Origin of the sequence: [Muricauda] lutisoli (nom. illeg.), assembly GCF_017313105.1 — a bacterium.
In the GTDB taxonomy this organism is placed as follows: domain Bacteria; phylum Bacteroidota; class Bacteroidia; order Flavobacteriales; family Flavobacteriaceae; genus Flagellimonas; species Flagellimonas lutisoli.
Genome location: NZ_JAFLND010000001.1, coordinates 440,471 through 462,250 on the forward strand (window position 1 = coordinate 440,471; position 21,780 = coordinate 462,250).

A 21,780-nucleotide genomic window follows, 5' to 3' on the forward strand; every position below is an offset into this window, starting at 1 on the left:
CTCAAATGAGACTTTTTAACGTGGTTTGTGTTTTTCGAATCTAATATTCATCCTCGTTCCAGAGATAGTCCTCTTCGGTGGGATAATCGGGCCAGATTTCTTCAATTGACTCGTATATCTCGCCTCCTTCTTCCTCCATCGATTGTAAATTTTCTACAACTTCCAACGGCGCTCCTGTTCGAATGGCGTAATCTATCAGTTCGTCTTTGGTTGCTGGCCAAGGCGCATCACTTAAATATGAAGCTAGTTCTAAAGTCCAGTACATAGTAACGGTTTGATTTATAATTTTTTGCAAAAATAATTTTTAAACTCAATTTGCCAAGTAAAAACTGTATTATTTAAAAATTATTTTATTGTTGGCAAAACAATTGGGTTAAAAAAGCGATTTTTTCAGTCCAATTTCTCTGGAATCCACTTTATCTCCTCGGCCTTCAGGTCTTTTGACAATTTACGGGCCAAAACAAACAAATAGTCCGAGAGTCGGTTAATGTATGAAAGCACGTTCTCGGGTACTGGCTCATTTTCATGTAAATAGGAAATCATACGTTCGCCACGACGGCAAACTGTTCTGGCGATATGACAGTATGACACCGTAGTGTGCCCCCCAGGCAGTATAAAATGTGTCATTTCCGGAAGTTCCTCGTTCATCTTGTCCATTTCCTGCTCCAGAAATTCAATGTCCTCGGTGCCGATGCGGGGAATTTTAAGTCTGTTGTCCTTATTGGGCTCTGTCGCCAATATGGAACCAACGGTAAAAAGCTTTTCTTGGATCAAGGTCAGGTTTTTTTTGGAATGGGCGTCCATTTCTTGATCTCGTAAAAGTCCTAGATGGGAATTGAGTTCATCTATGGTCCCGTAACTTTCAATACGGGCGTGATGTTTGGGAACGCGGGTGCCCGTAAATAACGATGTGGTGCCCTTGTCCCCTGTTTTGGTGTATATCTTCATGGTGTCCGTTATCAATCTTCAATAATCAATTAACAATTACAGGTCATAGTCTTTCTTAGCATATTATAGTGTTGTTGCTAATTGTAGCATGTCAAATGATTTTTGTCCATTGCTCATTTTTCATTGCTCATTGTTTTTATCGTGTTGGCGTTTTCCCTCCATAAATTTGCGTGACTTTCTGCGTTTTGTCGCTTTTTTGTTTCTGAACAAAATAATCAGATAAATAAGTCCCAATACAGCAAGTACGTACCAAATGGTGTTATCTGTGGCTATATTTTCCATACCCTAAAATTACCGTTTTAAATTCGAATCGTGAAATGCTCCTTTACCTGTTCCCTTCGGATGGAAATAAGACCACAATGGTACATATCAATGCTTACCGTTATTTCTGGCAAGGCAATCAAATGGTTCCACTGTTGCAAAATTTCCTTGTTGCCATAAATGGAGTCGATCAAAACAATACTGTTGTTATGTAATTTTCCTTCGGAATGTATTTTTTGAAAGGAAGGAATATCCATTTCATCAACGAAAAAAAGGTCGACGCAGTTTTCATCAAATTGAATATTGGGAAAGGTCTGCCTTACCAAATCCTTTACCGCTCCGTTGTTTTTGATGCAGACCTTTTCAAAACCGAAGTAGCGGATGGTCTTTAACAATACGTTTATGCTTTTGTTCTTGTGCAGCTTTTTTTTGGAATAGAGGCATTGCGTAACATATTGGAACACAAAGGGGGAGTGTACCCCATGCTCGTTGGTGGATTTAAATAAAAACTTTAGATATGAAATGCATCGGAACCACATGCGCTATCCTTCTAAAATGGAAGAAAGCTCGAACCAACGTTCTGTTTTTTCTTCAATGGAGTCGGTCACCTCGTTGAGTTCAATGGATAAGCTTGCAATTTCATCACCATCCAAATCGGGGTCTGTGAACTTGTGCTGGAGCTTCTTTTTTTGCTCTTCCAGTTTTTGGATGTCCTTTTCCAGTTGTTTGTATTCCTTTTGCTCCGAATAGGAAAGTTTGCCGCCGCTGGTATCTCTCCAATTGTTTTCCGTTTTTTCTGAAGAAGTGGTCTTGTTTTCGCGTTCTTCAATTACTTTGCTGGTCTCGTAGCTTCGATAATCGGAGTAGTTGCCCGGGAAATCCTCTATAACCCCATCCCCTCGGAAGACAAATAAATGATCCACAATTTTATCCATAAAATAACGGTCGTGTGAGACCACGATCAAGCATCCAGGGAAATCCAGTAAAAAGCTTTCCAGTACATTGAGCGTAACAATATCCAAATCGTTTGTAGGCTCATCCAGAATCAGGAAATTGGGATTTTGAATGAGAACGGTGCACAAATACAATCGTTTGCGTTCCCCACCGCTCAATTTTTCAACAAAATCATATTGTTTTTTACGGTCAAAAAGGAAACGCTCCAATAGTTGCTGGGCAGAGATCTGTCTACCTTTTTTTAAGGGTATGTAATCTCCGAACTCGCGAATCACATCGATAACTTTTTGGCCTTCTTTATCCGGGATTCCCTTTTGGGTGTAGTAGCCAAATTTCACCGTGTCACCTACCACTACCTTTCCTCCTTCCACATCTTCTTGTTCGGTGATAATGTTCAAAAAAGTGGATTTTCCCGTTCCGTTTTTTCCGATGATGCCCACACGTTCACCTTTGGTGAAGTTATAGTCGAACTTGTCCAAAATGGTTTTGTCCCCGTAGGATTTTGAAATGTTGTGGAGCTCCAAAATCTTGCTGCCCAAGCGCTCCATGTTCAGTTCCAGCTGCACCTCGTGTTCTTGGCGTCTTTGATGGGCACGCTTTTTTATCTCGGCAAAGTCATCGATACGTGATTTGGATTTTGTGGTACGTGCCTTGGGTTGTCTTCTCATCCAATCCAACTCCTTTTTGTACAACATTTTGGTTTTTTGCTGCTCTACCGCCTCACGTTCCAATCGTGCCTCCTTTTCGTTCAGATAATAGGAATAATTGCCCTTATATGTGTATAGCTGGTTGTTGTCCAATTCCAATATCTCGTTGCAGACCCTATCCAAAAAATAGCGGTCGTGCGTTACCATAAACAGGGTTATGCTTTCCTTGGCGAAGTAAGTTTCCAGCCACTCGATCATCTCAAGGTCCAAGTGGTTGGTCGGCTCATCCAATATCAATAGGTCGGGTTTGTTGAGCAGCGCATTGGCCAAGGCCAAACGCTTCTTCTGTCCGCCCGAGAGTGTACTCACTTTTGCATCGAGCTTGGAGAGCTGTAATTGAAAAAGTATTTGTTTGTACTGCGTTTCAAAATCCCAAGCGTTGAGACGCTCCATAGCCTCAAAAGCTTTTTGGTATTGCTCTGTATTCTCCGGATTCTCCACCGCCTTTTCGTAGTTGGAAATCACTTTTAGGATTTCATTGTCCGTAGTAAAAATGGTCTCCTCGATGGTCAAATTTGGGTTCAACTCGGGTTCCTGTTCCAAAAACGAAATTTTGATTCCCTTGCGTGTGGTCACTTGGCCTGTTTCGGAAGTGTCCTTCCCCGACATAATGTTGAGGATAGAGGTTTTACCACTGCCATTCTTGGCAATAAGGGCTATCTTTTGGTCTTTGTTTATTCCAAAAGAGATATCCGAGAAGAGCACCAGCTCCCCATACGATTTTGATATGTTTTCGACCGTTAATAAGTTCATGGGTGTTGTTTGTGTACCAGTCTATAATTTGGAATACTTAATGATGTAGAGGTATCGAATGGCCAAGGTCAAAAGTAACGGAATAAGCACAGGGGAAAAAATCTGTACCTTAATTATCCAAAGTAAAAGCATGATTGCCATTAGACCTAGAGCTGACCATAAATATTTTGGAGCCCATAGTGGCACTTTATCCTGGAACACTAAAGTAAAGGCAACGATTGTATTTACTGGAAATGCCCATAACATATTGAAATTATATGGGGTAGAGGTATGGTCGGCCGCTACCCAAAGTAGAAATAAAAAGGTTCCTGCCAGTCCTGTTATGAACAAAAGTGAAAAATCCAACCAGCGACTACGAGCTTTGTGTTTGTAGTCAAAATATGTGACAATGGCCGTAAAAGCCAAGAGCATTAAAAACCAAAACAGAGGGGATAACGGAAAAAAGTTTCTTTGGGTGTGCTCGCTGTAGTTCAAAATAGTTCTTTCCCTTTTTACCAAAGGTTTTCCATTTAAGGAAGTGTTCCGCAATTGGTCCATGGTATAATAGGGCAAAAACATATGTTCCTGCACGGTGGCCTTTCTATCCACAGGGGAACCAAAAGCCAAGTCGATACCAAACATGGACCAGGTATTTACGTCCATAAATTGACGGACTAGCTGGCGGAATGTGTATTGTTTCTCAAGATGCGAGCCATCGAAAACAATGGCATCACCAAATTGTTCTTTTAAAATAACTCCCGTAATGCTGGAACAGTTATTCAGTAAAGGGTCATAAAGATAATCCCTGTTTTCTGGCAGATAGTTTTCCTCAAAAAATGCCAGGAGCTGATTACGCTGTTGAAGGTTCAGGTCCAAAATTTGCTCTTTCACCCATCTTTTTTCCAATTCATACTCGTAAAGGAATGCTTCAAAACTTGTTCTGGAAAGGGAATAGATCATTTTACCCTTGGTAAAGTTCAAATAAAAGTTCGGTTGATTAAAATCAAATGTGCCATAGTTGTATACCACGTCAATCCCCAAAGCAGGATCATGCACACGGAAAGCTGTATGGCCAAAAGCAGAATAAAGTTGATCGCCCGTAGCACAGGTAAGCAAGCTTACTTTTGAACTTTCTGTGAGCTCTGGGGTTTGGGAAAAAAGAAAGTTCCCGATGATGAAGCAAAAAAATAATAGATGGAGCTTTTGTCTCATTCTGAATTTTATCAGAACAAATATCAGAATAAAAACGGCTCGGTGCACCATCCCTTGCCCACAGTTTAATTTTTCCGTTATTTTTACGGAAACCTAATTTTATGAAGTCCTATATTCCCAATTTTTTAACCTTGCTCAACGTGTTAAGCGGTTGTATTGCCACGGTATTTGCGGTGCTCAATCATTTGGAGTGGGCCGCACTTTTTGTGTTCATTGGAATTTTCTTTGATTTTTTTGATGGTCTTGCCGCACGTGCGTTGAACGTACAGAGTGAAATAGGAATACAATTGGATTCGCTGGCCGATGTGATCACCAGCGGATTGGTGCCAGGCGTGGTCATGTTTCAATTACTGAGCATGGCAGAAAGAGGAGGGTGGAACCTAGGTTTTATTGGGCATGATACCGAATTTACATTGTTACCTTTCGTTGGTTTTGCCATAACCTTGGCTTCGGCCTACCGATTGGCCAAGTTTAACGTGGATGAAGATCAAGTGTCATCTTTTGTGGGATTGCCAACGCCAGCGAACGCACTTTTGATTCTATCATTGCCAATGATTCTTCTGTACCATAACAACGAAGTGCTGAGCAACATCATCTTAAACCCATGGTTTTTGGTGATTCTTACGGTTTTAAGTTCATATTTATTGAACTCCCCCATACAGTTGTTTGCTTTAAAGTTTAAAAACTGGAGTTTTAAGGATAACGGAATTCGGTATCTGTTCATCATTGGAAGTCTTATATTGTTGTTGACCCTACGCTTTTTGGCCATACCTGTGATTATCATTGTTTATATTCTGATGTCTTTGATCGATGGAGGTGGAAAAGCCGCATGACTTTAAGGAGAAAGGCACTTCCCATAGTGTTGTTTATCCATCCAAGGTAGGATTGGAACTGCTTGTTCCCGTTCTTCTGATTTTTGGTATAGGCATTGTGATCAGCTTTGGAAAAAGCAGTTTGGTCGGTGTGATTGTTCAGTTTGCAATCATGTTTGCCTTTATCGCACTGTTTTTCTCCGTTTCTTATGAAGTTACCGATGAAGCTTTAACGGTCACAGTGTTTTTCTTCATTAAAAAAAGCATTCCGATTAAAGATATCACAAGGATAGTAGAGTCAAACAATCCATTAAGTTCTCCTGCAGCTTCCTTGGATCGTTTGGAAGTTTATTATGGGAGATACAGTAGCACCGTTATCTCTCCAAAAAGTAAAATGAAGTTTATCGAACACTTAAAGCGCCTTTCGCCATCTATTCAAGTTGAATTGAAAAAGAAAAATAGGAAGTAAGGGAACGTTAAAAATCAAGCTTCTTTTTACGTAGCTCAAAGTTCTGCCCAAGATAGACTTTTCTCACCATTTCATCCACAGCAAGTTCCTCGGGTATCCCAGCTTTTAGAATACCACCTTCGAACATAAGGTAAGAACGCTCTGTAATGGCCAAGGTTTCCTGTACGTTATGGTCTGTAATCAGTATACCGATGTTTTTGTTCTTCAACTGGGCAACAATACGTTGAATGTCCTCTACGGCCACGGGGTCAACTCCTGCGAAGGGTTCATCCAGCAGAATAAACTTAGGGTCGGTTGCCAAGGCTCGGGCAATCTCGGTACGTCTACGTTCACCACCTGACAACAGGTCACCACGGTTTTTACGTATATGACCTAAACCAAACTCATCGATAAGGGACTCCATCTTCATGTGCTGCTCCTTTTTGCTCAACTTGGTAAGTTGCAGCACGCTCAAGATGTTTTTCTCGATGCTCAATTTTCGGAATACAGAAGCTTCTTGCGCCAAATAACCGATACCGTGCTGTGCCCTTTTATACATAGGGAAGCTGGTTATGTTGGTGCCATCCAAATAGATATTGCCGCCATTGGGCTTTATCAAACCAACGATCATGTAGAATGATGTGGTCTTTCCGGCTCCATTGGGGCCTAACAGCCCAACAATCTCACCTTGATTTACTTCCAGGGAAATGCCCTTAACAACCTTACGGCCTCGGTAGGCCTTCATTATATTTTCTGCGCGTAGCTTCATAGGAATTTGCCAAAACTAAACATATTCTTTGTCTACCGTATGGTCTTTTGGATTTTTTTAAGCTTCGCTTTCTTCCAAATCTTCCCAATACTCATAGGCGCGTCGCAAGTGGGGGATTACAATGGTTCCGCCTACCAAAGTGGCTATACCAAGGGTCTCCATAACTTCTTCTTTGTTGGCACCTGCTTCTTTGGAACTTTCCAAGTGGTACTTTACACAATCGTCACAACGTAGTACCGCAGAGGCTACCAGTCCCAAAAGCTCCTTGGTCTTAACATCCAAAGCGCCCTTCATAAAGGCATTGGTATCAAGATTGAATATACGTTTGATCAGCTTGTTGTTCTCGGCAAGCAGCTTATCGTTCATCTTGGCACGATAGGCATTGAACTCTTCTACTTTATTTGGCATTTTTTCTTGCTTTCTCTTTTCTTTCTTCTTTTTTGACTACCATTCTCGAAATAAAAATACTTACCTGATATAAAACAAGTACGGGTATACACACGATAATTTGACTTGTGATATCCGGGGGTGTAATGATTGCGGATAATATCAGGATAATTACCAAGGCTATCTTCCTGTATTTCTTGAGGATCTCAGGGGTTACCAATCCAACTTTCGTCAAAAAGAAAATAACGATGGGCAATTCAAACATGATTCCACAGGCAATTACCGAAGCCCTAACGGTTCCGATATAGGACCCGAGGTCTATTTCGTTCAATACTTCTTTACTTACTTGGTAGGAGCCCAAAAAGTTGATCGACAGGGGTGCTACTATATAATATCCGAATAATACCCCAAGGAAGAACAATCCTGAGGCTGTAATAATGAATCCCTTGGAATGCTTTCTTTCGTTTTCGTAAAGTCCGGGACTGATGAATTTCCAAAGTTCCCAAAGAATGTAGGGGAAGCCAAGTATGACACCCGCCCATATGGAAGTCCAGATATGTGCGGAAAACTGCCCGGCCATCAATCTACTCTGTATGGTAAACGGAATGGTGTCACCACAGAATTCTGAATCTACCCCAAAGAACTTTCCAATGTTACAGAAAAACTGATAGGTCGGGAAATCCATGTTCTTGGGACCGAACAATATCGTATCAAAAATAAAGCTCCTGAATACAAAGGCCAGACATGCAATGATCACAACTGCCAAAGTGGAGCGCACCAAATGCCAACGTAACTCTTCCAAATGATCCAAAAAGGACATTTCATCTGGATTTTTTCTCTCTTTTTTAGCCATTATAGGATTCCCTCGTTTATAAGGTTATGGATATGGACCACGCCTGCATAATTATCGCCATCAAAGGCCAATAATTGGGATATGCTTTTCTCCTGTAACAATTTTAGGGCCTTGATCGCCAAAGTGTCCACATCAATTGTTTTAGGGTTGGATGTCATAATGTCCCTAGCGGTCAGTCCACTTATATTATCGTATTTGCTCAACATTCTTCTTACGTCTCCATCGGTAACAATACCAACCACTTTACCTTGATCCAATACAGCGGTAACACCTAGCATTTTTTCAGATATTTCTACAATAACGTCCTTTACTTTGGTATTGATATCGACTTGGGGTTTTTGATTGTTCACCACAATATCCGCAACACGCAAATATAGCTTCTTTCCCAATGCTCCACCAGGGTGATATTTGGCAAAATCGGAACTACTGAATCCTTTTAGTTCCAATAAGCATATGGCGAGTGCATCTCCCATGGCCATTTGGGCCGATGTGCTGGTTGTGGGAGCCAGATTGTTCGGGCACGCCTCTTTTTCCACATAGGTGTTGAGTACAAAATCTGCCTGTTTGGCCAATACAGAATCCATATTGCCCGTAATACCGATAAGTTTGTGGTTTGCAATTTTAATCAATGGCAGCAACGCTTTGATTTCCGGTGTATTCCCGCTTTTGGATAAGCAGATGACCACATCGTTTTGCTGGATGGTGCCCAAATCTCCGTGTATGGCATCGGCAGCATGCATAAATATGGCCGGGGTTCCTGTGGAGTTTAATGTGGCCACAATTTTCGAGGCGATTATAGCGCTTTTCCCCACGCCCGAAACAATCACCCTTCCGTCCGATTCTAAAATATACTGGACAGCTTGCGCAAATTGGTCGTCCAGAAGACCAATTAAATTAGCTATGGCCTTGCTCTCGATTTCAAGGGTCCGCTTTGCTATGGATAAAATTGACTTGGTGTCGCTCAAAGTAATTAACCGATTAACTGATTGTATTCCTAAAAGAATGTCTTATATTTAAGATTACAAAACTAATCAAACTATCTTTTACAGACTATTATGGAAGTGAGAATAGATTCTTCTGTAATCGAATGGTTTAAAATGAAAGCTTCAACTGCCTTTTAGGTTGCTTGTAATTAATTGAAAATGCGGAAATGAGCCTAATGAACACTGATTTGCATTCCTCGCTCAAAAAATATTTTGGTTTTTCAAAGTTTAAAGGATTGCAGGAAGATGTAATCCGGAATATTCTGAGTGACAACGATACTTTCGTGATTATGCCCACAGGTGGAGGGAAATCACTGTGCTATCAATTACCGGCTCTCATGAAAGAGGGAACCGCAATTGTTGTTTCCCCTTTGATCGCCTTGATGAAAAACCAAGTTGATGCTATACGGGGAATATCAGAGCAGCACGGTATTGCACACGTTTTGAACTCTTCTTTGACCAAAACCGAGGTGAAGCAAGTGAAAGAAGATATCGTTAACGGAGTGACCAAATTGCTTTATGTGGCACCGGAATCCTTGACAAAGGAAGAGAATGTTGATTTTTTGAAAAACGTAAAACTTTCCTTTGTCGCAGTGGATGAAGCCCACTGCATATCGGAATGGGGACACGATTTTAGACCCGAATACCGAAACCTCCGTGGGATCATCAATCGATTGGGCGATAACATTCCAATCATAGGGCTTACGGCAACCGCTACGCCAAAGGTGCAGGAGGACATCATTAAAAACTTGGGTATGACAGATGCCAAAGTTTTCAAGGCATCGTTTAACCGCCCTAACTTATTTTATGAGGTTCGTCCCAAAACAAAAGATGTTGATGCTGATATAATCCGTTTTGTAAAGCAAAATCAAGGAAAATCGGGAATCATCTATTGCCTGAGTCGTAAAAGGGTGGAGGAATTGGCACAAGTGCTTCAGGTAAACGGAATAAGTGCCGTGCCCTATCATGCAGGGTTCGATGCCAAGACGCGCTCCAAGTACCAAGATATGTTTTTGATGGAAGAAGTGGATGTGGTTGTGGCCACCATTGCCTTCGGAATGGGTATTGATAAACCCGATGTTCGTTTTGTGATCCACCACGATATTCCCAAGAGCATTGAAAGTTATTATCAAGAAACCGGCCGCGCCGGTAGGGACGGTGGCGAAGGGCATTGCTTGGCTTACTACGCCTATAAGGATGTTGAAAAACTGGAGAAATTTATGTCGGGCAAACCCGTGGCGGAACAGGAAATTGGAAATGCCCTGTTACAGGAAATTGTAGCCTATGCAGAAACATCCATGTCCCGAAGAAAATTTATACTACATTATTTCGGCGAAGATTTTGATGAGGTTAATGGTGAAGGAGCCGATATGGACGATAATGCCAGAAACCCTAAGCCCAAAGAAGAGGCCAAAGAGGAGGTGGTGAAACTTTTGAACGTGGTCAAGGATACCAAAGAGAAGTTCAAGACCAAAGAGATTGTGAAGGTTTTGGTGGGTAAGACCAACGCCATGATATCTTCCCATAAAACCGACGAAAAAAGTTTTTTTGGCATAGGGAAGGATAAGAACAAGGAATTTTGGATGGCCTTGACAAGACAAGTATTGGTTGCAGGGCTTCTAAAAAAGGAAATTGAGCGATATGGTATTCTTCATTTGACCAAAGAGGGTAAAAAGTACTTAGATAACCCAGAGTCTTTTATGATGACGAAAGACCATGTTTATTCAAAAGAAGATACGGGCAACATTGTTACCGCTGAAAAATCGGGAGGCGCCGTTGCGGACGACCAATTATTGAAATTACTTCGTGACCTCCGTAAAAAAGAGGCTCAAAAAAGGGAAGTGCCGCCTTTTGTGGTATTTCAAGACCCATCTTTAGAGGATATGTCCCTTAAATACCCAATTACCATGCAAGAAATGATCAACATTCAAGGTGTGGGTGAGGGTAAAGCAAAAAAATATGGAAAACCGTTTGTGGACCTTATTTCTAAATATGTCGAGGAAAACGACATCACAAGGCCGGATGATCTTGTGGTTAAAAGCACAGGTGCGAATTCCGGTTTAAAACTTTATGTAATACAAAGTGTGGACAGAAAATTACCTTTGGATGATATTGCTTCTGCCAAAGGATTGGAACTGCCCGAATTGATCAAAGAGATGGAGCAAATTGTATTCAGTGGAACCAAGCTGAATATTGGTTACTGGATCGATGAGATTTTGGATGAGGACCAACAAGAAGAAATCCACGACTACTTTCTGGAAGCGGATAGCGATTCCATTACAGCTGCCGTAGATGAGTTTGAAGGCGACTACGAGGATGAAGAACTTCGTTTGTACCGCCTTAAATTTATAAGTGAAGTCGCGAATTAAAATTCGCGACTCAACTCACCTGTGGTAATTGCCGCTACAATAAACCCAAAATAAAGGATTACGAATACCAAGGAAATCAAGGATAGTCCCAATCCTACGTAGGATAATATTTTACCCGTTTTCACATTGCTGTAATCGGTATAACTTTCTGGGCTTGATTCGTACAATTGGGTGGCCGTCTTGGCTTTTACCAAACCGATAATGCTAAAAATAGCGCCAAAAGGGCCACAGCATATCAAAGTGCCGACAATGGAGAGTATCCCCATTGTCAACACTGTGCTTGCCCCGGGTAAGGGTTGTTGACTCATATCGTTATTATTGATATTGTTCTAGAATTTCTTGCATTTTTTCCGGGTCTTGCAAGGTGTCCCATCCAAATTTGGAAATGGCCCAGATAGACAATAACAAATAGATTACGTTTAAAACAATACCTATAATGGATAGAATTCTACCTGTTTTTACGTTTTTTACGTCTTCGTACATTTCTGGGTTTTCCGCGTAAAGTTTCAATGCCTTATTGGCCAATACCAATCCAATTACACCGAAAATAAGTCCGATGACACCGTAGCAGCAACAAGTTATTATAGAAATGATGCCAAAAACGATGATCAGGGTTGCGTTTGGAAGTTTTTGTTGTTCCATAATTTAAAGTTTTTAATTAAAAAGGTTATGCATTTTTAGGATATAACTCACTATAATGGTACCCGCTGTTATGAACATAAGAACCATCTTGATTTGTTGGGAATGCTTGAATTTTAAAAAAGTGCTCGTAATTAAGAATACGAGAAGGACCAAAATGGGATAAATAGCCGGATACATTTGAAATGCAGCCAAAAACTCACCATGAATCAATAAATCAACTGAGCGCTGCATTCCACAACCAGGGCAGTCCAGCCCTAATAGCTGTTTGTTGAGACAAGGCAGCATATAGTCCTTTAAGCTGATGGCGTTTATGGTTGGTGTTAGGTACATCATAGTCTGTAGTAGCCGAAAAATACTATTATTTTTGTATTCGGGTTTAATTTTTACGTCATTTTTTACCACAACAATTAATTATGGGCAAGTTTTCCATCGGAGATAGGGCAGAGGTGTTGGATGAAGCAATTGCGGGCATTGTACAAAAAGTGGACGGCGATGAGGTGACCTTGATCACGGATGATGGTTTTCCGATGCATTACGATACGGCCGACCTGGTTAAAATTGAAGGTGATATTTCGGTGTCGAACTTCGAAGTGGCCAAAATCAAAAAGGAAAAGGAAATTCCAAAAAGAAGAAAAGCACCCACCATTAAACCCAAGGAACGCAGCGCTCCCAAAATGGAGGTGGACTTGCACATTCATCAACTGGTAAAATCAAGTAAGGGTATGAGCAACTACGACATGCTCAATGTACAATTGGAGACTGCTAAACGGCAATTGGATTTTGCTATCCGAAAACGGATTCAAAAAGTGGTTTTTATCCATGGAGTGGGAGAGGGCGTCTTAAAAGAAGAGTTACATTATCTGTTCAATAGATATGACAATGTAAAATTTTATGATGCTGATTATCAAAAATACGGTCTTGGAGCTACCGAGGTGTATATTTATCAGAACGGTTAATTGGGAACATTTGTGGTTACCTCCCCAAACTGGCTTATGGTCAAATTGGTAATACGCTCACCACTTTCCGTTACAAAGGAAATACCGCTCAAACTTATGGTGTGAACAAATACGCCGGCATCATTGGGGTCAACAGCAGTTTCAACGATCACCATTCCATCTTCTGCTTCAACCTCATCGATTACAGTGGGTTGGGCCGGAGGTATGTTATCACAAAAATAGCCGTTGTCCACCCCATCGGAAAAAATTCGGTAGATTACTTGGGATTGGTTGGGTACCGAGCTTTCAGTAGTCACAGTTTCTCCTACCACCCCATTGTTCAGCACACCACTTTGAAGCTCTAAGATAAGGGCTTCGGTATTGTTTATTTTGAATAACAAATTGGTGGATGTAGGGATAAGGGCACTGCAAGATTGCGCAGAAACACTATCAAAATCAATGGTCTCGATCTCTAAATCACCATCACTGCAAGAAAATAGCAAAACCAAACCAACGATTGAAAAGATAAATTTTCTCATGCTCCAAATTTAATGTAAATCCATTTTAATACCCCAATTCTAAGTTAGACTTTAATCGAAATTAACTTTATTTCACGTACTTTTGCACGTGTTAAAAAGTGAACTCAGCCATGCAAAAAGTGTATCTGGATAATGCTGCGACAACGCAGGTAAGGGATGAGGTAATAGCGCGAATGCAAGAGGCGCTCGCCGAACACTACGGTAACCCATCATCCACCCATAGTTTTGGAAGGTCGGCAAAAACTGCAGTGGAACAAGCAAGAAAAACAATTGCAAAAACCTTGAATGCACATCCATCCGAAATAATATTTACTTCGGGCGGTACAGAGGCTGATAACATGATTTTACGTTGTGCGGTAAGAGATTTGGGGGTTGAAACCATTATCACATCCAAAATAGAGCACCATGCTGTGCTCCATACTGTTGAGGAACTTGAAAAGGAATATAACATCAATGTTCGGTATGTGGATTTGGATGAGTTCGGCAACCCAAAAATGGACCACCTAGAAAGCTTGCTGAAGAAGGACGATTCCAAAAAATTGGTCAGTTTGATGCATGTGAACAACGAGATCGGAAATATAACGGATATAGCTGCGGTTGGTGAACTTTGTAAAGCAAACGACGCGCTTTTTCATTCGGATACGGTGCAATCCATAGGTCATTATCCTTGGGATGTACAAGCCGTATCCATTGATTTTATGACGGCTGCAGCCCATAAATTTCACGGGCCAAAAGGAATTGGGTTTGCCTTTATCCGTAAGAATTCCGGATTGAAACCATTGATTGTCGGTGGTGCACAAGAAAGAGGTTTTAGGGCGGGTACAGAACCCTTCCATAATATTGTTGGTTTGGAAGAGGCTTTTGTACGGGCTTATGAACACTTGGATGAGGAAACTAAAAAAGTAAAGGGACTTAAAAAATATTTCTTGGAAAGGATGGAGCAAGAAATGCCCGATGCAGTTTGTAATGGCCTTTCTGGAGATTTGGAGAAAAGCACCTATACCTTGACCAATATCCGGTTACCGTTTGATAAGCAAAAAAGTCTCATGCTATTGTTTCATTTGGACATGAAGGGTATTGCCTGTTCCAAAGGAAGTGCCTGCCAATCCGGTAGTGACCAAGGTTCCCATGTACTGTCTGAAATTTTATCCGGGGCAGAGTTGGAAAAGCCGAGCCTGAGATTCTCTTTTTCCTTTTACAATACCAAGGAAGAGATCGATTACACCGTTGAGGTGTTAAAAGAGTTCGCGAACAATTAATTAGTTTCTGTTCCTTCTTTTTTCCCTGTCGTAAGGAAATTTTCTGGATGCGGTTTTCATCATTTTATCGATGAGTTCCGTGGTGTTCTTACCTGTTTTTTTGGAAATTTCGTTCTCGTATTTCCAAAGTAATTTGCCCGTATCACCATCACTGATCTTGACTCCGATTCGACCATAGTTGGCATTTCCACTAAAATAATCCAATATGCTAAAGTCTGTGGGAACTCCTTTTGAAAGTAGGATGTTGAGGTTAAGGTTGCCGCTAATGATCCCATCTACATCCAGAATTTTGCACAATTCCTGTGTGGTATAGGTGTCAATGTTATCGTAGTGGATATTGTTTTGTGCCAAAATAGCATTGGTGTTCATAATGTTCTGGAAATCAACATTGAACTTTTTTCGTTTTTTCCGTTTGGAAAAATAGGTTTCCAATGCGTTCTGTACCGCATAACCTTCTTTTTCTGCCAATACGCTCAGTTCATTCCTGTCAACCGCTTTTTTTAACTCTAAATGCGCTATGAACGGAACAATGGCCAAAATTTCATGATCATCGGTAAGTTCATCAAACCTGAGATTCTCGTAAATATTTTTTTGAGCGGATGCCATCGCAGTGGTCAAAAGGATGAAAACAAGGACAATTTTTTTCATTAATCTGTTTTTAGTTCAATAATCCTGATTTATTGGCTCCGAGTTGCAAAAAATTTGGTTGATGTGATAATGGGCTGATGTGAAAAAATAATGATTTATGGATTAATCGATTTTTTTCGATTGCAAAAGTAAGCCTATTTCCTGAAAAAATTGCCAACAAAGGTTGTGGAGTTGCCTACATTGTCCGTAACCGTCACTTTTAATTCACATTCCGTGTCATTGGTGATGTTATCGTCAAAATTATAGGTTATGGTGTTTGTCTTGGGTTCGTATTCCATCAGTATCCATTTACCGTTCAAGGTGGCGGAATAGAAGTCTATACCACTTAGGTCATCCGAAATCGTGAGGCTTAAATAACTATAATTGCTCAACCATTGTTTTTCCTTAAAATTTCTGGGTCTTACTTCTGGTGCAACACTGTCCTTTACGAGGGTATAGGTTCCCAGTGTTCGGGTTCTGGTGGTAAAAGAGCCATCTCGTTTGTATGTTTTTGAGTAAGAGGGCCTCATTTTGCTGTCCAAATGTGCAATAAACAGTTGTTTTCTATCTGCTTCGGAGTATTTGGTGGGGTCAAAACTAATGGTGAAATTACGATGTGCCGCCACACTGTTATCATGAATGGTAATGGTGTCGGAGCCTTTTTCCAGGTGAATGAAGAAATCTTCGTAGAAGGTGTTCGCTGGGAAATAGACTTTGGCAGCACCAAGATCAAAATTGTTGGGCTTGTTGGCAATCACAAAGTCTTCTGTAACAGCATTTGCTTTGTCAATTTTCTTCTCTTCTTTTTTCCCTTCAAAGGGGATAACAAGTTTTGTGGTGTTTCCTGCCAAATCTGAAATCAATAACTCCACATTGTAGGACATTCCTTCTTCAATATCAATTTTACCATCGTTGTACAGGGTTTTGTAAATACTCAAATGATTGTACGGTTCCCTGAAACATTTCTGGATTTTTTGCCTATGGTCGTAAAAATGGGCATAATCGATAAGCGTGTTAATGTACCGTGTTTCTCCAAAGGAGAAGGAATCAAAATCGAATTCGGAATAGACCCTCCCGTTTACTGTTTGCTTTATGGCGTACACACCGTTTTTGTTGGCTGCCATGTCCAAACGATCAAAACTGTTGATACCTAAACCTATGGTGCCGATGGCCGTGACCTTATCGGCCAAATAGGAACCATCCGATTGTCGTGTATAATTTAGCTGGATTTTGTCTGCACTCTGATTGATCAAGGCATCTTCGGACAATGGGTAACCATAAAGCCCCAATAAAGTTGGGTCTGTGGCATCCCTGACCTCATAACCGTAAAGCAAAGGGTTCGTGGGCTTCCCATTTACGCTGTTTCGTATTTCAAAATGAAGATGTGGTCCAGCAGAGCTCCCGGTGTTTCCTGAGTAGGCTATGGTGCTTCCCCTGGTTACCTTGAGTTCTCCATAATCCGGAAATATTTCCACCTCGTACGATTGCTTCTCGTACTGTACTTTTTTTACATATTCTTCTATTTCGGGCCCAAATTTTTGAAGGTGTGCATATACCGATGTGTAACCATTTGGGTGCGCTACGTACAAGGCCTTACCATATCCCCAATGAGAAATTTTTATACGGGTCACTGTACCGTCGCTAATGGCAAAAACCGGAAGTCCTTCCCTTTGTTGGGTCTTAATGTCCATTCCTGAATGAAAATGATTGGAACGAAGCTCACCAAAAGTTCCTGCCAAAACCAAGGGAATATCCAATGGGGCACGAAATGTATCTTGAGGGTACTTTTTCTGGGCAGGAAGATATAATGCAATTAAAAAAAGGACTAAAAAAAAGTTGCAACGCATATGAAAATCAATAATTCCATACGAATGTAACCAATGTTTTGATTTGAGAAAAGATTTAATCCTTTCCATAAGGCTTAAAGCAATGCTTTAAGAATAAATCCTAAAAGTATTGCGAGGTTTTATCAGGTTGGTTAACTTTGTGTAGTACGTATTGTTGTTTGCAAATATGAGCGAACTTGTTGAGATTGTGGATTCTTTGGAGAACAAGGTGAGCAAACTGCTGCACAAAATGGAGCTGTTGCACCAGGTCAATGCCAAATTAAAACAGGAATTGAAACATCTGGAAGAGAAAAACGAACTCAAGGAGAATGCTCTAAAGGAATGGGAGGAGAAATATGACTCCCTTAAAATGGCAAACACGATGCTGGGTAGTAATACAAGTAAAACAGAAGCTAAGCTCAAAATAAATACATTGATTCGCGAACTTGATGTTTGCATAGCCAAGTTGGCGGATTAACTGGTACCGAGATTATGGACGAGAAGCTCAAAATAAAGCTTTCCATTGCTGATAGGGTGTATCCTTTAACGATTGACCCAAAGCAAGAGGAAGGGTTGCGAAAAGCGGCCAAAAACATAGAAAATTTGGTTAAAAAGTTTGAGCAAAACTATGCCGTTCGGGACAAGCAAGATGTACTGGCCATGTGTGCCTTGCAATTTGCATCCAAAATTGAGCAAGGAGGAATAGATCGTTCGGAAAATGCAGAGGCCGCAATGCAACGCCTTAGAGCATTGGACGAATTGGTACATTCCAAATTGGGGGAATAAGTTCTTATAAATAAAATATTGTTACTGCCCACATTGGTAATTAATTTTTGACAAACTCAACACTATTATAATTAGAAAGGGTGAGTTTAGGCTGTAAAAGCAGGCCCTACATGTATAGGGATCCTTGATCAGTCTGTTAGCCCTAAACCTGTATTTAGGAGTTTGTACAAAACTTCGCCCAATGTGGGCTTTTTTTTTAACTAAACACAAGCAAACATGGATAATATTATATTAATAGCCGTAGCAGCTGTTGTAGGGTTGGCGATCGGATTTGCAATTGCCAAGATGATGGAGAAGGGCAAGGCATCCAAAACCATTGCCAATGCGAAGAAGGAAGCGGCCGACATTATTAAAGAAGCCAAGAAGGAAGGTGAGAGTATAAAAAAAGATAAGATTTTTCAGGCCAAGGAGAAGTTTTTGGAGTTGAAGGCCGAGCATGAGAAAGTCATTATCAATAAAGACAAAAAAATCGGTGAAGCCGAGAAGAGGACAAGAGATAAAGAGTCCCAAGTGAGCAGCGAGCTCGCCAAGAACAAAAAGCTGAACGATCAACTTCAGGAAAGAATTAAAGAGGTTGCTTACAAAAGCGACATACTGGATAAAAAGCAATCCGAAGTAGAGAAACTTCACAAAAGCCAAGTACAACAGTTGGAGGTGATATCCGGGCTTTCTGCCGAGGACGCCAAGGCACAATTGCTCGAGTCTTTAAAAGAGACGGCCAAAAGTGATGCCATGGCTTACCTTCAAAATACTTTGGAGGAAGCAAAACTTACCGCACAACAAGAGGCCCGAAAAATTGTGGTCAACACCATACAGCGTATCGGAACCGAGGAAGCTGTGGAAAATTGTGTTTCCGTATTTAATCTGGAATCCGACGATGTAAAGGGACGAATCATTGGGCGTGAGGGTAGAAACATACGAGCCCTTGAATCCGCCACCGGTGTAGAGATCATTGTGGATGATACACCGGAAGCTATTATTCTGTCCTGTTTTGATTCCGTTAGGAGAGAAGTGGCCCGATTGTCTTTGCACCGATTGGTTACCGATGGTCGAATTCACCCTGCACGTATTGAAGAGGTGGTGAAAAAGACCGAAAAACAAATCAATGAAGAAATTGCAGAGATAGGAAAGCGTACCGTGATCGATTTGGGCATACATGGATTGCACCCTGAGCTGATCAAAGCGGTTGGTAGAATGAAATATAGATCCTCTTACGGGCAAAATCTATTGCAGCACTCTAGAGAGGTTGCAAAACTTTGTGGTGTAATGGCTGCCGAATTGGGTCTTAATCCAAAAATTGCCAAACGTGCTGGATTGTTACACGATATTGGAAAAGTTCCTATGGCCGAAGTGGAAGTGGAAACACCCCACGCCATTTTAGGTATGCAATGGGCCCAGAAGTATGGTGAAAAGGAAGAAGTGTGCAATGCTATCGGTGCTCACCACGATGAAATTGAAATGACCACCTTGATCTCTCCCATAGTACAGGTGTGTGATGCGATCAGTGGAGCTAGACCAGGAGCAAGAAGACAAGTGCTGGATTCGTACATTCAACGTTTGAAGGATTTGGAGGATATCGCATTTGGTTTTAATGGAGTGCAAAAAGCATACGCTATTCAAGCAGGTAGGGAACTGCGTGTAATTGTGGAGAGTGAGAAGGTGAACGACGATAAAGCGGCCGAACTTTCTTTTGAAATCTCACAAAAAATACAGACCGATATGACCTACCCTGGTCAGGTGAAAGTTACCGTAATCAGGGAAACCAGGTCTGTAAACGTAGCCAAATAGCAGCGTTCTAATTTCTGGTATTGTTCAAAATCCAATTGATGGGAATGTCTTGATATTGAGAACCAGATCGGTTTGTGGTATTGGTTGCATTTTTTGACATAACAACAAGCCACATACCATCTCCATAGGTTATTGTGGTAATTGAATACCCCTTATCGGCACGTTCTTTAATCCATTCGAACGGATAGGTAGTTTCGGTTTTCCACGATTGAGAGCCAAGTTTGGAACCTTTGCTCATGGTTAAGGCCCAAAGCCCATTGCCGTGGGTTGCAGAGGTAATTGAATAGCTTTCGTTCCAATTATCAATGATCCAGTCCCTGGGTATGTCGTAACTTGTCTTCCATCTTTGGGTTTGAATCCCCGTGTTTTTGCTCATTGTCAAATACCAATTGCCGTTACCGTTCATCATTGCAGTTATGCTATAGCCATCGTCCCATTTTTCATTGACCCAATCTTTTGGGAATGTACTGGACCTTCTCCAGGATTGCGGTCCCAAGCCATACCCTTTGCTCATTAACACCGCAAATTTGTTCTTACTTTCATCGTAATCAAAAGTGGTAATGTAAAAGCCTTCTCCCCATTGTGCTTTTATCCATTCGCTAGGGAAGGATGTAGATTCAATTATTTTTTGTTCCGAATAAGATGTTTTACTATTGCTGTCCATAACCGCGGCCCATACCGATTCCCCATCCATCCCATTGGCTAGTACTGTGACCGCATTGGTTTCTACTGGAAAAGATATTTCACCCTTGTTCAAATAGACCAATAATTGGAAAAGCTCTTCGTCCTCTTCAAAATAGTCGTCCATATACCCTTTTGTTAGCGCTTCTGGATTTAATTTGACCCAGTAGAGCATGGGTTTCATGCTTTGTGTGAAATCACCTCCGCCAAAAGCATTGTCGTCCGCTGTATATGCTTGGTATGAAGCCCCGTTTTCTTTAATATAAAAATTGTCTGCACTGTAGCTACTATTGGAAGGCCCCCTAACTATTTGTGCACCGAATCCATCCAAATACCTATCGGTGGTGCCATCTGATTTAGTGAAGTTTTTATACTCACATGTATAACTGGCCAATTTGTCTGCCCCATTGGCATAATATTTTACGCGCACTAACGCTTCATTTTCACCATAAAAAATAACAAGGGCAGTATATTTTACTTCACCGCTGACCCAACTGGTCTCGTAATAGTCTTGTGAAAATCCGGAAATCGAGGATAGGAAAATCAGTAGGAGAACAATAATGTTTTTCATGATTGGTGGTAGGATTGGTTTGTTGAATAAATATTTAAAAGTGCTACTAAATTGAAAAAAACACCAAAAAAATAGGTGTATTGCCAAATAAAGCACGTAAATGCCAGTTTTTCGTGAAGCATTGAACGTTTTGTTGCCTTTTAATCTAATGGCCAACTGACAATTATCATACTTTTCCAAAAAGGATCACGGTAACTTCATTCAGCGAATTGTTAAAGTACCTGAGCGATGAAAAATGGTGTGCCCGTTTCAAAAATAATGACCAAAAACTTGGTCACTTTAGGCCTGTCTGATGAATTGGTGACTGCAGAGAGACTATTTAAAAAACATCATATTAGACATATACCCGTTGTCGAGGGAAATAAAATCAAGGGGATGTTGAGTTATACCGACTTACTTCGGATTAGTTTTGCCGACGCCATAGATGAGAATGAGGAATATGTGGACACAATTGTCTACAATATGTTTACGATTCCCCAAGTAATGGTACACGATGTTGTTAGTGTAACTTCCGATACGACCATTAAAGAGGTCGCCGAAATTTTATCGAAACGGGAATTTCATGCTTTGCCCATTGTTGACGATGGTAAACTCAAAGGTATTGTAACCACTACGGACTTGATAAGGTACTTTTTGAAAAGTATTTTCTAAAAAAAAATATCGGAAAAGATGGCATAGGGAACATTAGGTT

At 40.9% G+C, this 21,780-nt stretch carries 26 protein-coding genes and 1 other RNA gene; 10 read left to right on the forward strand and 17 right to left on the reverse strand.

Going from position 1 to position 21,780, the window contains the following annotated elements:
* Nucleotides 1-40: 40 nt before the first annotated feature.
* The 6 genes from J0X13_RS02140 to J0X13_RS02165 form a co-directional block, all read right to left on the reverse strand.
* The gene (locus J0X13_RS02140) at nt 41-265 is read right to left on the reverse strand and encodes a DUF2795 domain-containing protein (protein ID WP_013551418.1); all 225 of its coding nucleotides are present in this window, start codon (nt 263-265) and stop codon (nt 41-43) included.
* Nucleotides 266-390: 125 nt separating this feature from the next.
* The gene (locus J0X13_RS02145) at nt 391-948 is read right to left on the reverse strand and encodes a cob(I)yrinic acid a,c-diamide adenosyltransferase (protein ID WP_207069834.1); all 558 of its coding nucleotides are present in this window, start codon (nt 946-948) and stop codon (nt 391-393) included.
* Nucleotides 949-1,068: 120 nt separating this feature from the next.
* Nucleotides 1,069-1,230: a hypothetical protein gene (locus J0X13_RS02150; protein ID WP_207069835.1), complete on the reverse strand. Its 162-nt coding sequence runs from the start codon at nt 1,228-1,230 to the stop codon at nt 1,069-1,071.
* 17 nt (nt 1,231-1,247) lie between these two features.
* Nucleotides 1,248-1,604, reverse strand: a complete 357-nt coding sequence (locus J0X13_RS02155) for a hypothetical protein (RefSeq protein WP_207069836.1) — start codon at nt 1,602-1,604, stop codon at nt 1,248-1,250.
* 147 nt (nt 1,605-1,751) lie between these two features.
* Nucleotides 1,752-3,623: an ABC-F family ATP-binding cassette domain-containing protein gene (locus tag J0X13_RS02160; protein ID WP_207069837.1), complete on the reverse strand. Its 1,872-nt coding sequence runs from the start codon at nt 3,621-3,623 to the stop codon at nt 1,752-1,754.
* A gap of 21 nt (nt 3,624-3,644) precedes the next feature.
* Entirely contained in the window at nt 3,645-4,814 is a 1,170-nt protein-coding gene (locus J0X13_RS02165) for a lipoprotein N-acyltransferase Lnb domain-containing protein (protein ID WP_242535595.1), read from the reverse strand.
* A 101-nt stretch (nt 4,815-4,915) separates the two neighbouring features.
* On the opposite strand from J0X13_RS02165, the gene J0X13_RS02170 reads away from it, so the two are divergent.
* Together J0X13_RS02170 and J0X13_RS15680 are read left to right on the forward strand one after the other, a co-directional pair.
* Entirely contained in the window at nt 4,916-5,647 is a 732-nt protein-coding gene (locus J0X13_RS02170) for a CDP-alcohol phosphatidyltransferase family protein (protein ID WP_207069839.1), read from the forward strand.
* Nucleotides 5,631-6,095: a PH domain-containing protein gene (locus J0X13_RS15680; RefSeq protein WP_207069840.1), complete on the forward strand. Its 465-nt coding sequence runs from the start codon at nt 5,631-5,633 to the stop codon at nt 6,093-6,095. Before J0X13_RS02170 ends, J0X13_RS15680 begins: the two co-directional genes overlap by 17 nt.
* 7 nt (nt 6,096-6,102) lie before the next feature.
* Here the strand turns inward: J0X13_RS15680 and lptB are convergent, their stop codons facing one another.
* The 4 genes from lptB to J0X13_RS02195 are packed head-to-tail and all read right to left on the reverse strand — an operon-like array spanning nt 6,103 to nt 9,048.
* Nucleotides 6,103-6,843: an LPS export ABC transporter ATP-binding protein gene (gene lptB, locus J0X13_RS02180; protein WP_207069841.1), complete on the reverse strand. Its 741-nt coding sequence runs from the start codon at nt 6,841-6,843 to the stop codon at nt 6,103-6,105.
* 57 nt (nt 6,844-6,900) lie between these two features.
* Nucleotides 6,901-7,251 carry a carboxymuconolactone decarboxylase family protein gene (locus tag J0X13_RS02185; RefSeq protein ID WP_207069842.1) on the reverse strand — a complete coding sequence of 117 codons (351 nt, stop codon included), beginning with the start codon at nt 7,249-7,251 and terminating at the stop codon, nt 6,901-6,903.
* On the reverse strand, nt 7,241-8,083 hold the full coding sequence (gene tatC, locus J0X13_RS02190; protein ID WP_207069843.1) for a twin-arginine translocase subunit TatC: 843 nt from the start codon (nt 8,081-8,083) through the stop codon (nt 7,241-7,243). The genes J0X13_RS02185 and tatC overlap by 11 nt, the downstream gene beginning before the upstream one ends.
* Nucleotides 8,083-9,048, reverse strand: a complete 966-nt coding sequence (locus tag J0X13_RS02195; RefSeq protein ID WP_207069844.1) for a KpsF/GutQ family sugar-phosphate isomerase — start codon at nt 9,046-9,048, stop codon at nt 8,083-8,085. Before J0X13_RS02195 ends, tatC begins: the two co-directional genes overlap by 1 nt.
* Nucleotides 9,049-9,233: 185 nt before the next feature.
* Between J0X13_RS02195 and recQ the strand changes: the two genes are divergently transcribed.
* Complete coding sequence (gene recQ / locus J0X13_RS02200) at nt 9,234-11,435, forward strand: DNA helicase RecQ (RefSeq protein ID WP_207069845.1); 2,202 nt, start codon at nt 9,234-9,236, stop codon at nt 11,433-11,435.
* Here the strand turns inward: recQ and J0X13_RS02205 are convergent.
* The 3 genes from J0X13_RS02205 to J0X13_RS02215 are packed head-to-tail and all read right to left on the reverse strand — an operon-like array spanning nt 11,432 to nt 12,410.
* Nucleotides 11,432-11,743 (reverse strand): CCC motif membrane protein, encoded by a 312-nt coding sequence (locus J0X13_RS02205; protein WP_207069846.1) that lies wholly within the window; start codon nt 11,741-11,743, stop codon nt 11,432-11,434. The two genes, recQ and J0X13_RS02205, sit on opposite strands and share 4 nt — an antisense overlap.
* Before the next feature lie 7 nt (nt 11,744-11,750).
* Nucleotides 11,751-12,077 (reverse strand): CCC motif membrane protein, encoded by a 327-nt coding sequence (locus J0X13_RS02210; RefSeq protein ID WP_207069847.1) that lies wholly within the window; start codon nt 12,075-12,077, stop codon nt 11,751-11,753.
* Between the two features lie 12 nt (nt 12,078-12,089).
* The gene (locus tag J0X13_RS02215) at nt 12,090-12,410 is read right to left on the reverse strand and encodes a DUF2752 domain-containing protein (RefSeq protein WP_313786206.1); all 321 of its coding nucleotides are present in this window, start codon (nt 12,408-12,410) and stop codon (nt 12,090-12,092) included.
* An 80-nt stretch (nt 12,411-12,490) separates the two neighbouring features.
* Here J0X13_RS02215 and J0X13_RS02220 point away from each other — a divergent pair, with 80 nt between their 5' ends.
* A complete protein-coding gene (locus tag J0X13_RS02220) occupies nt 12,491-13,033 on the forward strand; it encodes a DUF8465 domain-containing protein (protein WP_207069848.1) in 543 nt (180 codons plus the stop codon).
* Here the strand turns inward: J0X13_RS02220 and J0X13_RS02225 are convergent.
* Complete coding sequence (locus J0X13_RS02225; RefSeq protein ID WP_207069849.1) at nt 13,030-13,551, reverse strand: hypothetical protein; 522 nt, start codon at nt 13,549-13,551, stop codon at nt 13,030-13,032. The genes J0X13_RS02220 and J0X13_RS02225 overlap by 4 nt on opposite strands.
* Before the next feature lie 110 nt (nt 13,552-13,661).
* Here J0X13_RS02225 and J0X13_RS02230 point away from each other — a divergent pair, with 110 nt between their 5' ends.
* The gene (locus J0X13_RS02230; RefSeq protein WP_207069850.1) at nt 13,662-14,810 is read left to right on the forward strand and encodes a cysteine desulfurase family protein; all 1,149 of its coding nucleotides are present in this window, start codon (nt 13,662-13,664) and stop codon (nt 14,808-14,810) included.
* Here the strand turns inward: J0X13_RS02230 and J0X13_RS02235 are convergent, their stop codons facing one another.
* Nucleotides 14,811-15,458, reverse strand: coding sequence for a hypothetical protein (locus J0X13_RS02235; protein WP_207069851.1), 648 nt, complete (start codon nt 15,456-15,458; stop codon nt 14,811-14,813).
* 134 nt (nt 15,459-15,592) lie between these two features.
* Nucleotides 15,593-17,284 carry a M23 family metallopeptidase gene (locus tag J0X13_RS02240; protein ID WP_207069852.1) on the reverse strand — a complete coding sequence of 564 codons (1,692 nt, stop codon included), beginning with the start codon at nt 17,282-17,284 and terminating at the stop codon, nt 15,593-15,595.
* A gap of 166 nt (nt 17,285-17,450) precedes the next feature.
* On the opposite strand from J0X13_RS02240, the gene J0X13_RS02245 reads away from it, so the two are divergent.
* The 4 genes from J0X13_RS02245 to rny all read left to right on the forward strand — a co-directional run bounded on the left by J0X13_RS02245 (nt 17,451) and on the right by rny (nt 19,837).
* Nucleotides 17,451-17,741 carry a coiled-coil domain-containing protein gene (locus J0X13_RS02245; RefSeq protein WP_207069853.1) on the forward strand — a complete coding sequence of 97 codons (291 nt, stop codon included), beginning with the start codon at nt 17,451-17,453 and terminating at the stop codon, nt 17,739-17,741.
* A gap of 14 nt (nt 17,742-17,755) precedes the next feature.
* Complete coding sequence (locus J0X13_RS02250; RefSeq protein ID WP_207027540.1) at nt 17,756-18,049, forward strand: cell division protein ZapA; 294 nt, start codon at nt 17,756-17,758, stop codon at nt 18,047-18,049.
* A 54-nt stretch (nt 18,050-18,103) separates the two neighbouring features.
* Nucleotides 18,104-18,213: non-coding RNA, 6S RNA (ssrS, locus tag J0X13_RS02255), on the forward strand.
* A 52-nt stretch (nt 18,214-18,265) separates the two neighbouring features.
* Nucleotides 18,266-19,837, forward strand: a complete 1,572-nt coding sequence (gene rny / locus J0X13_RS02260; protein WP_207069854.1) for a ribonuclease Y — start codon at nt 18,266-18,268, stop codon at nt 19,835-19,837.
* A 7-nt stretch (nt 19,838-19,844) separates the two neighbouring features.
* Here rny and J0X13_RS02265 read toward each other — a convergent pair whose 3' ends face one another.
* Complete coding sequence (locus J0X13_RS02265; RefSeq protein WP_207069855.1) at nt 19,845-21,089, reverse strand: DUF7477 domain-containing protein; 1,245 nt, start codon at nt 21,087-21,089, stop codon at nt 19,845-19,847.
* Nucleotides 21,090-21,317: 228 nt separating this feature from the next.
* On the opposite strand from J0X13_RS02265, the gene J0X13_RS02270 reads away from it, so the two are divergent.
* On the forward strand, nt 21,318-21,740 hold the full coding sequence (locus J0X13_RS02270; RefSeq protein WP_207069856.1) for a CBS domain-containing protein: 423 nt from the start codon (nt 21,318-21,320) through the stop codon (nt 21,738-21,740).
* Nucleotides 21,741-21,780: the final 40 nt, after the last annotated feature.

What these genes read in the sequence shown, in the direction of transcription:
- J0X13_RS02140 (WP_013551418.1), bottom strand. Translation starts at nt 265, where the DNA reads ATGTACTGGACTTTAGAACTAGCTTCATATTTAAGTGATGCGCCTTGG.
- J0X13_RS02145 (WP_207069834.1), bottom strand. Translation starts at nt 948, where the DNA reads ATGAAGATATACACCAAAACAGGGGACAAGGGCACCACATCGTTATTT.
- J0X13_RS02150 (WP_207069835.1), bottom strand. Translation starts at nt 1,230, where the DNA reads ATGGAAAATATAGCCACAGATAACACCATTTGGTACGTACTTGCTGTA.
- J0X13_RS02160 (WP_207069837.1), bottom strand. Translation starts at nt 3,623, where the DNA reads ATGAACTTATTAACGGTCGAAAACATATCAAAATCGTATGGGGAGCTG.
- J0X13_RS02165 (WP_242535595.1), bottom strand. Translation starts at nt 4,814, where the DNA reads ATGAGACAAAAGCTCCATCTATTATTTTTTTGCTTCATCATCGGGAAC.
- J0X13_RS02170 (WP_207069839.1), top strand. Translation starts at nt 4,916, where the DNA reads ATGAAGTCCTATATTCCCAATTTTTTAACCTTGCTCAACGTGTTAAGC.
- lptB (WP_207069841.1), bottom strand. Translation starts at nt 6,843, where the DNA reads ATGAAGCTACGCGCAGAAAATATAATGAAGGCCTACCGAGGCCGTAAG.
- J0X13_RS02185 (WP_207069842.1), bottom strand. Translation starts at nt 7,251, where the DNA reads ATGCCAAATAAAGTAGAAGAGTTCAATGCCTATCGTGCCAAGATGAAC.
- tatC (WP_207069843.1), bottom strand. Translation starts at nt 8,083, where the DNA reads ATGGCTAAAAAAGAGAGAAAAAATCCAGATGAAATGTCCTTTTTGGAT.
- recQ (WP_207069845.1), top strand. Translation starts at nt 9,234, where the DNA reads ATGAGCCTAATGAACACTGATTTGCATTCCTCGCTCAAAAAATATTTT.
- J0X13_RS02205 (WP_207069846.1), bottom strand. Translation starts at nt 11,743, where the DNA reads ATGAGTCAACAACCCTTACCCGGGGCAAGCACAGTGTTGACAATGGGG.
- J0X13_RS02210 (WP_207069847.1), bottom strand. Translation starts at nt 12,077, where the DNA reads ATGGAACAACAAAAACTTCCAAACGCAACCCTGATCATCGTTTTTGGC.
- J0X13_RS02215 (WP_313786206.1), bottom strand. Translation starts at nt 12,410, where the DNA reads ATGATGTACCTAACACCAACCATAAACGCCATCAGCTTAAAGGACTAT.
- J0X13_RS02220 (WP_207069848.1), top strand. Translation starts at nt 12,491, where the DNA reads ATGGGCAAGTTTTCCATCGGAGATAGGGCAGAGGTGTTGGATGAAGCA.
- J0X13_RS02225 (WP_207069849.1), bottom strand. Translation starts at nt 13,551, where the DNA reads ATGAGAAAATTTATCTTTTCAATCGTTGGTTTGGTTTTGCTATTTTCT.
- J0X13_RS02230 (WP_207069850.1), top strand. Translation starts at nt 13,662, where the DNA reads ATGCAAAAAGTGTATCTGGATAATGCTGCGACAACGCAGGTAAGGGAT.
- J0X13_RS02235 (WP_207069851.1), bottom strand. Translation starts at nt 15,458, where the DNA reads ATGAAAAAAATTGTCCTTGTTTTCATCCTTTTGACCACTGCGATGGCA.
- J0X13_RS02240 (WP_207069852.1), bottom strand. Translation starts at nt 17,284, where the DNA reads ATGCGTTGCAACTTTTTTTTAGTCCTTTTTTTAATTGCATTATATCTT.
- J0X13_RS02245 (WP_207069853.1), top strand. Translation starts at nt 17,451, where the DNA reads ATGAGCGAACTTGTTGAGATTGTGGATTCTTTGGAGAACAAGGTGAGC.
- J0X13_RS02250 (WP_207027540.1), top strand. Translation starts at nt 17,756, where the DNA reads ATGGACGAGAAGCTCAAAATAAAGCTTTCCATTGCTGATAGGGTGTAT.
- rny (WP_207069854.1), top strand. Translation starts at nt 18,266, where the DNA reads ATGGATAATATTATATTAATAGCCGTAGCAGCTGTTGTAGGGTTGGCG.
- J0X13_RS02265 (WP_207069855.1), bottom strand. Translation starts at nt 21,089, where the DNA reads ATGAAAAACATTATTGTTCTCCTACTGATTTTCCTATCCTCGATTTCC.
- J0X13_RS02270 (WP_207069856.1), top strand. Translation starts at nt 21,318, where the DNA reads ATGAAAAATGGTGTGCCCGTTTCAAAAATAATGACCAAAAACTTGGTC.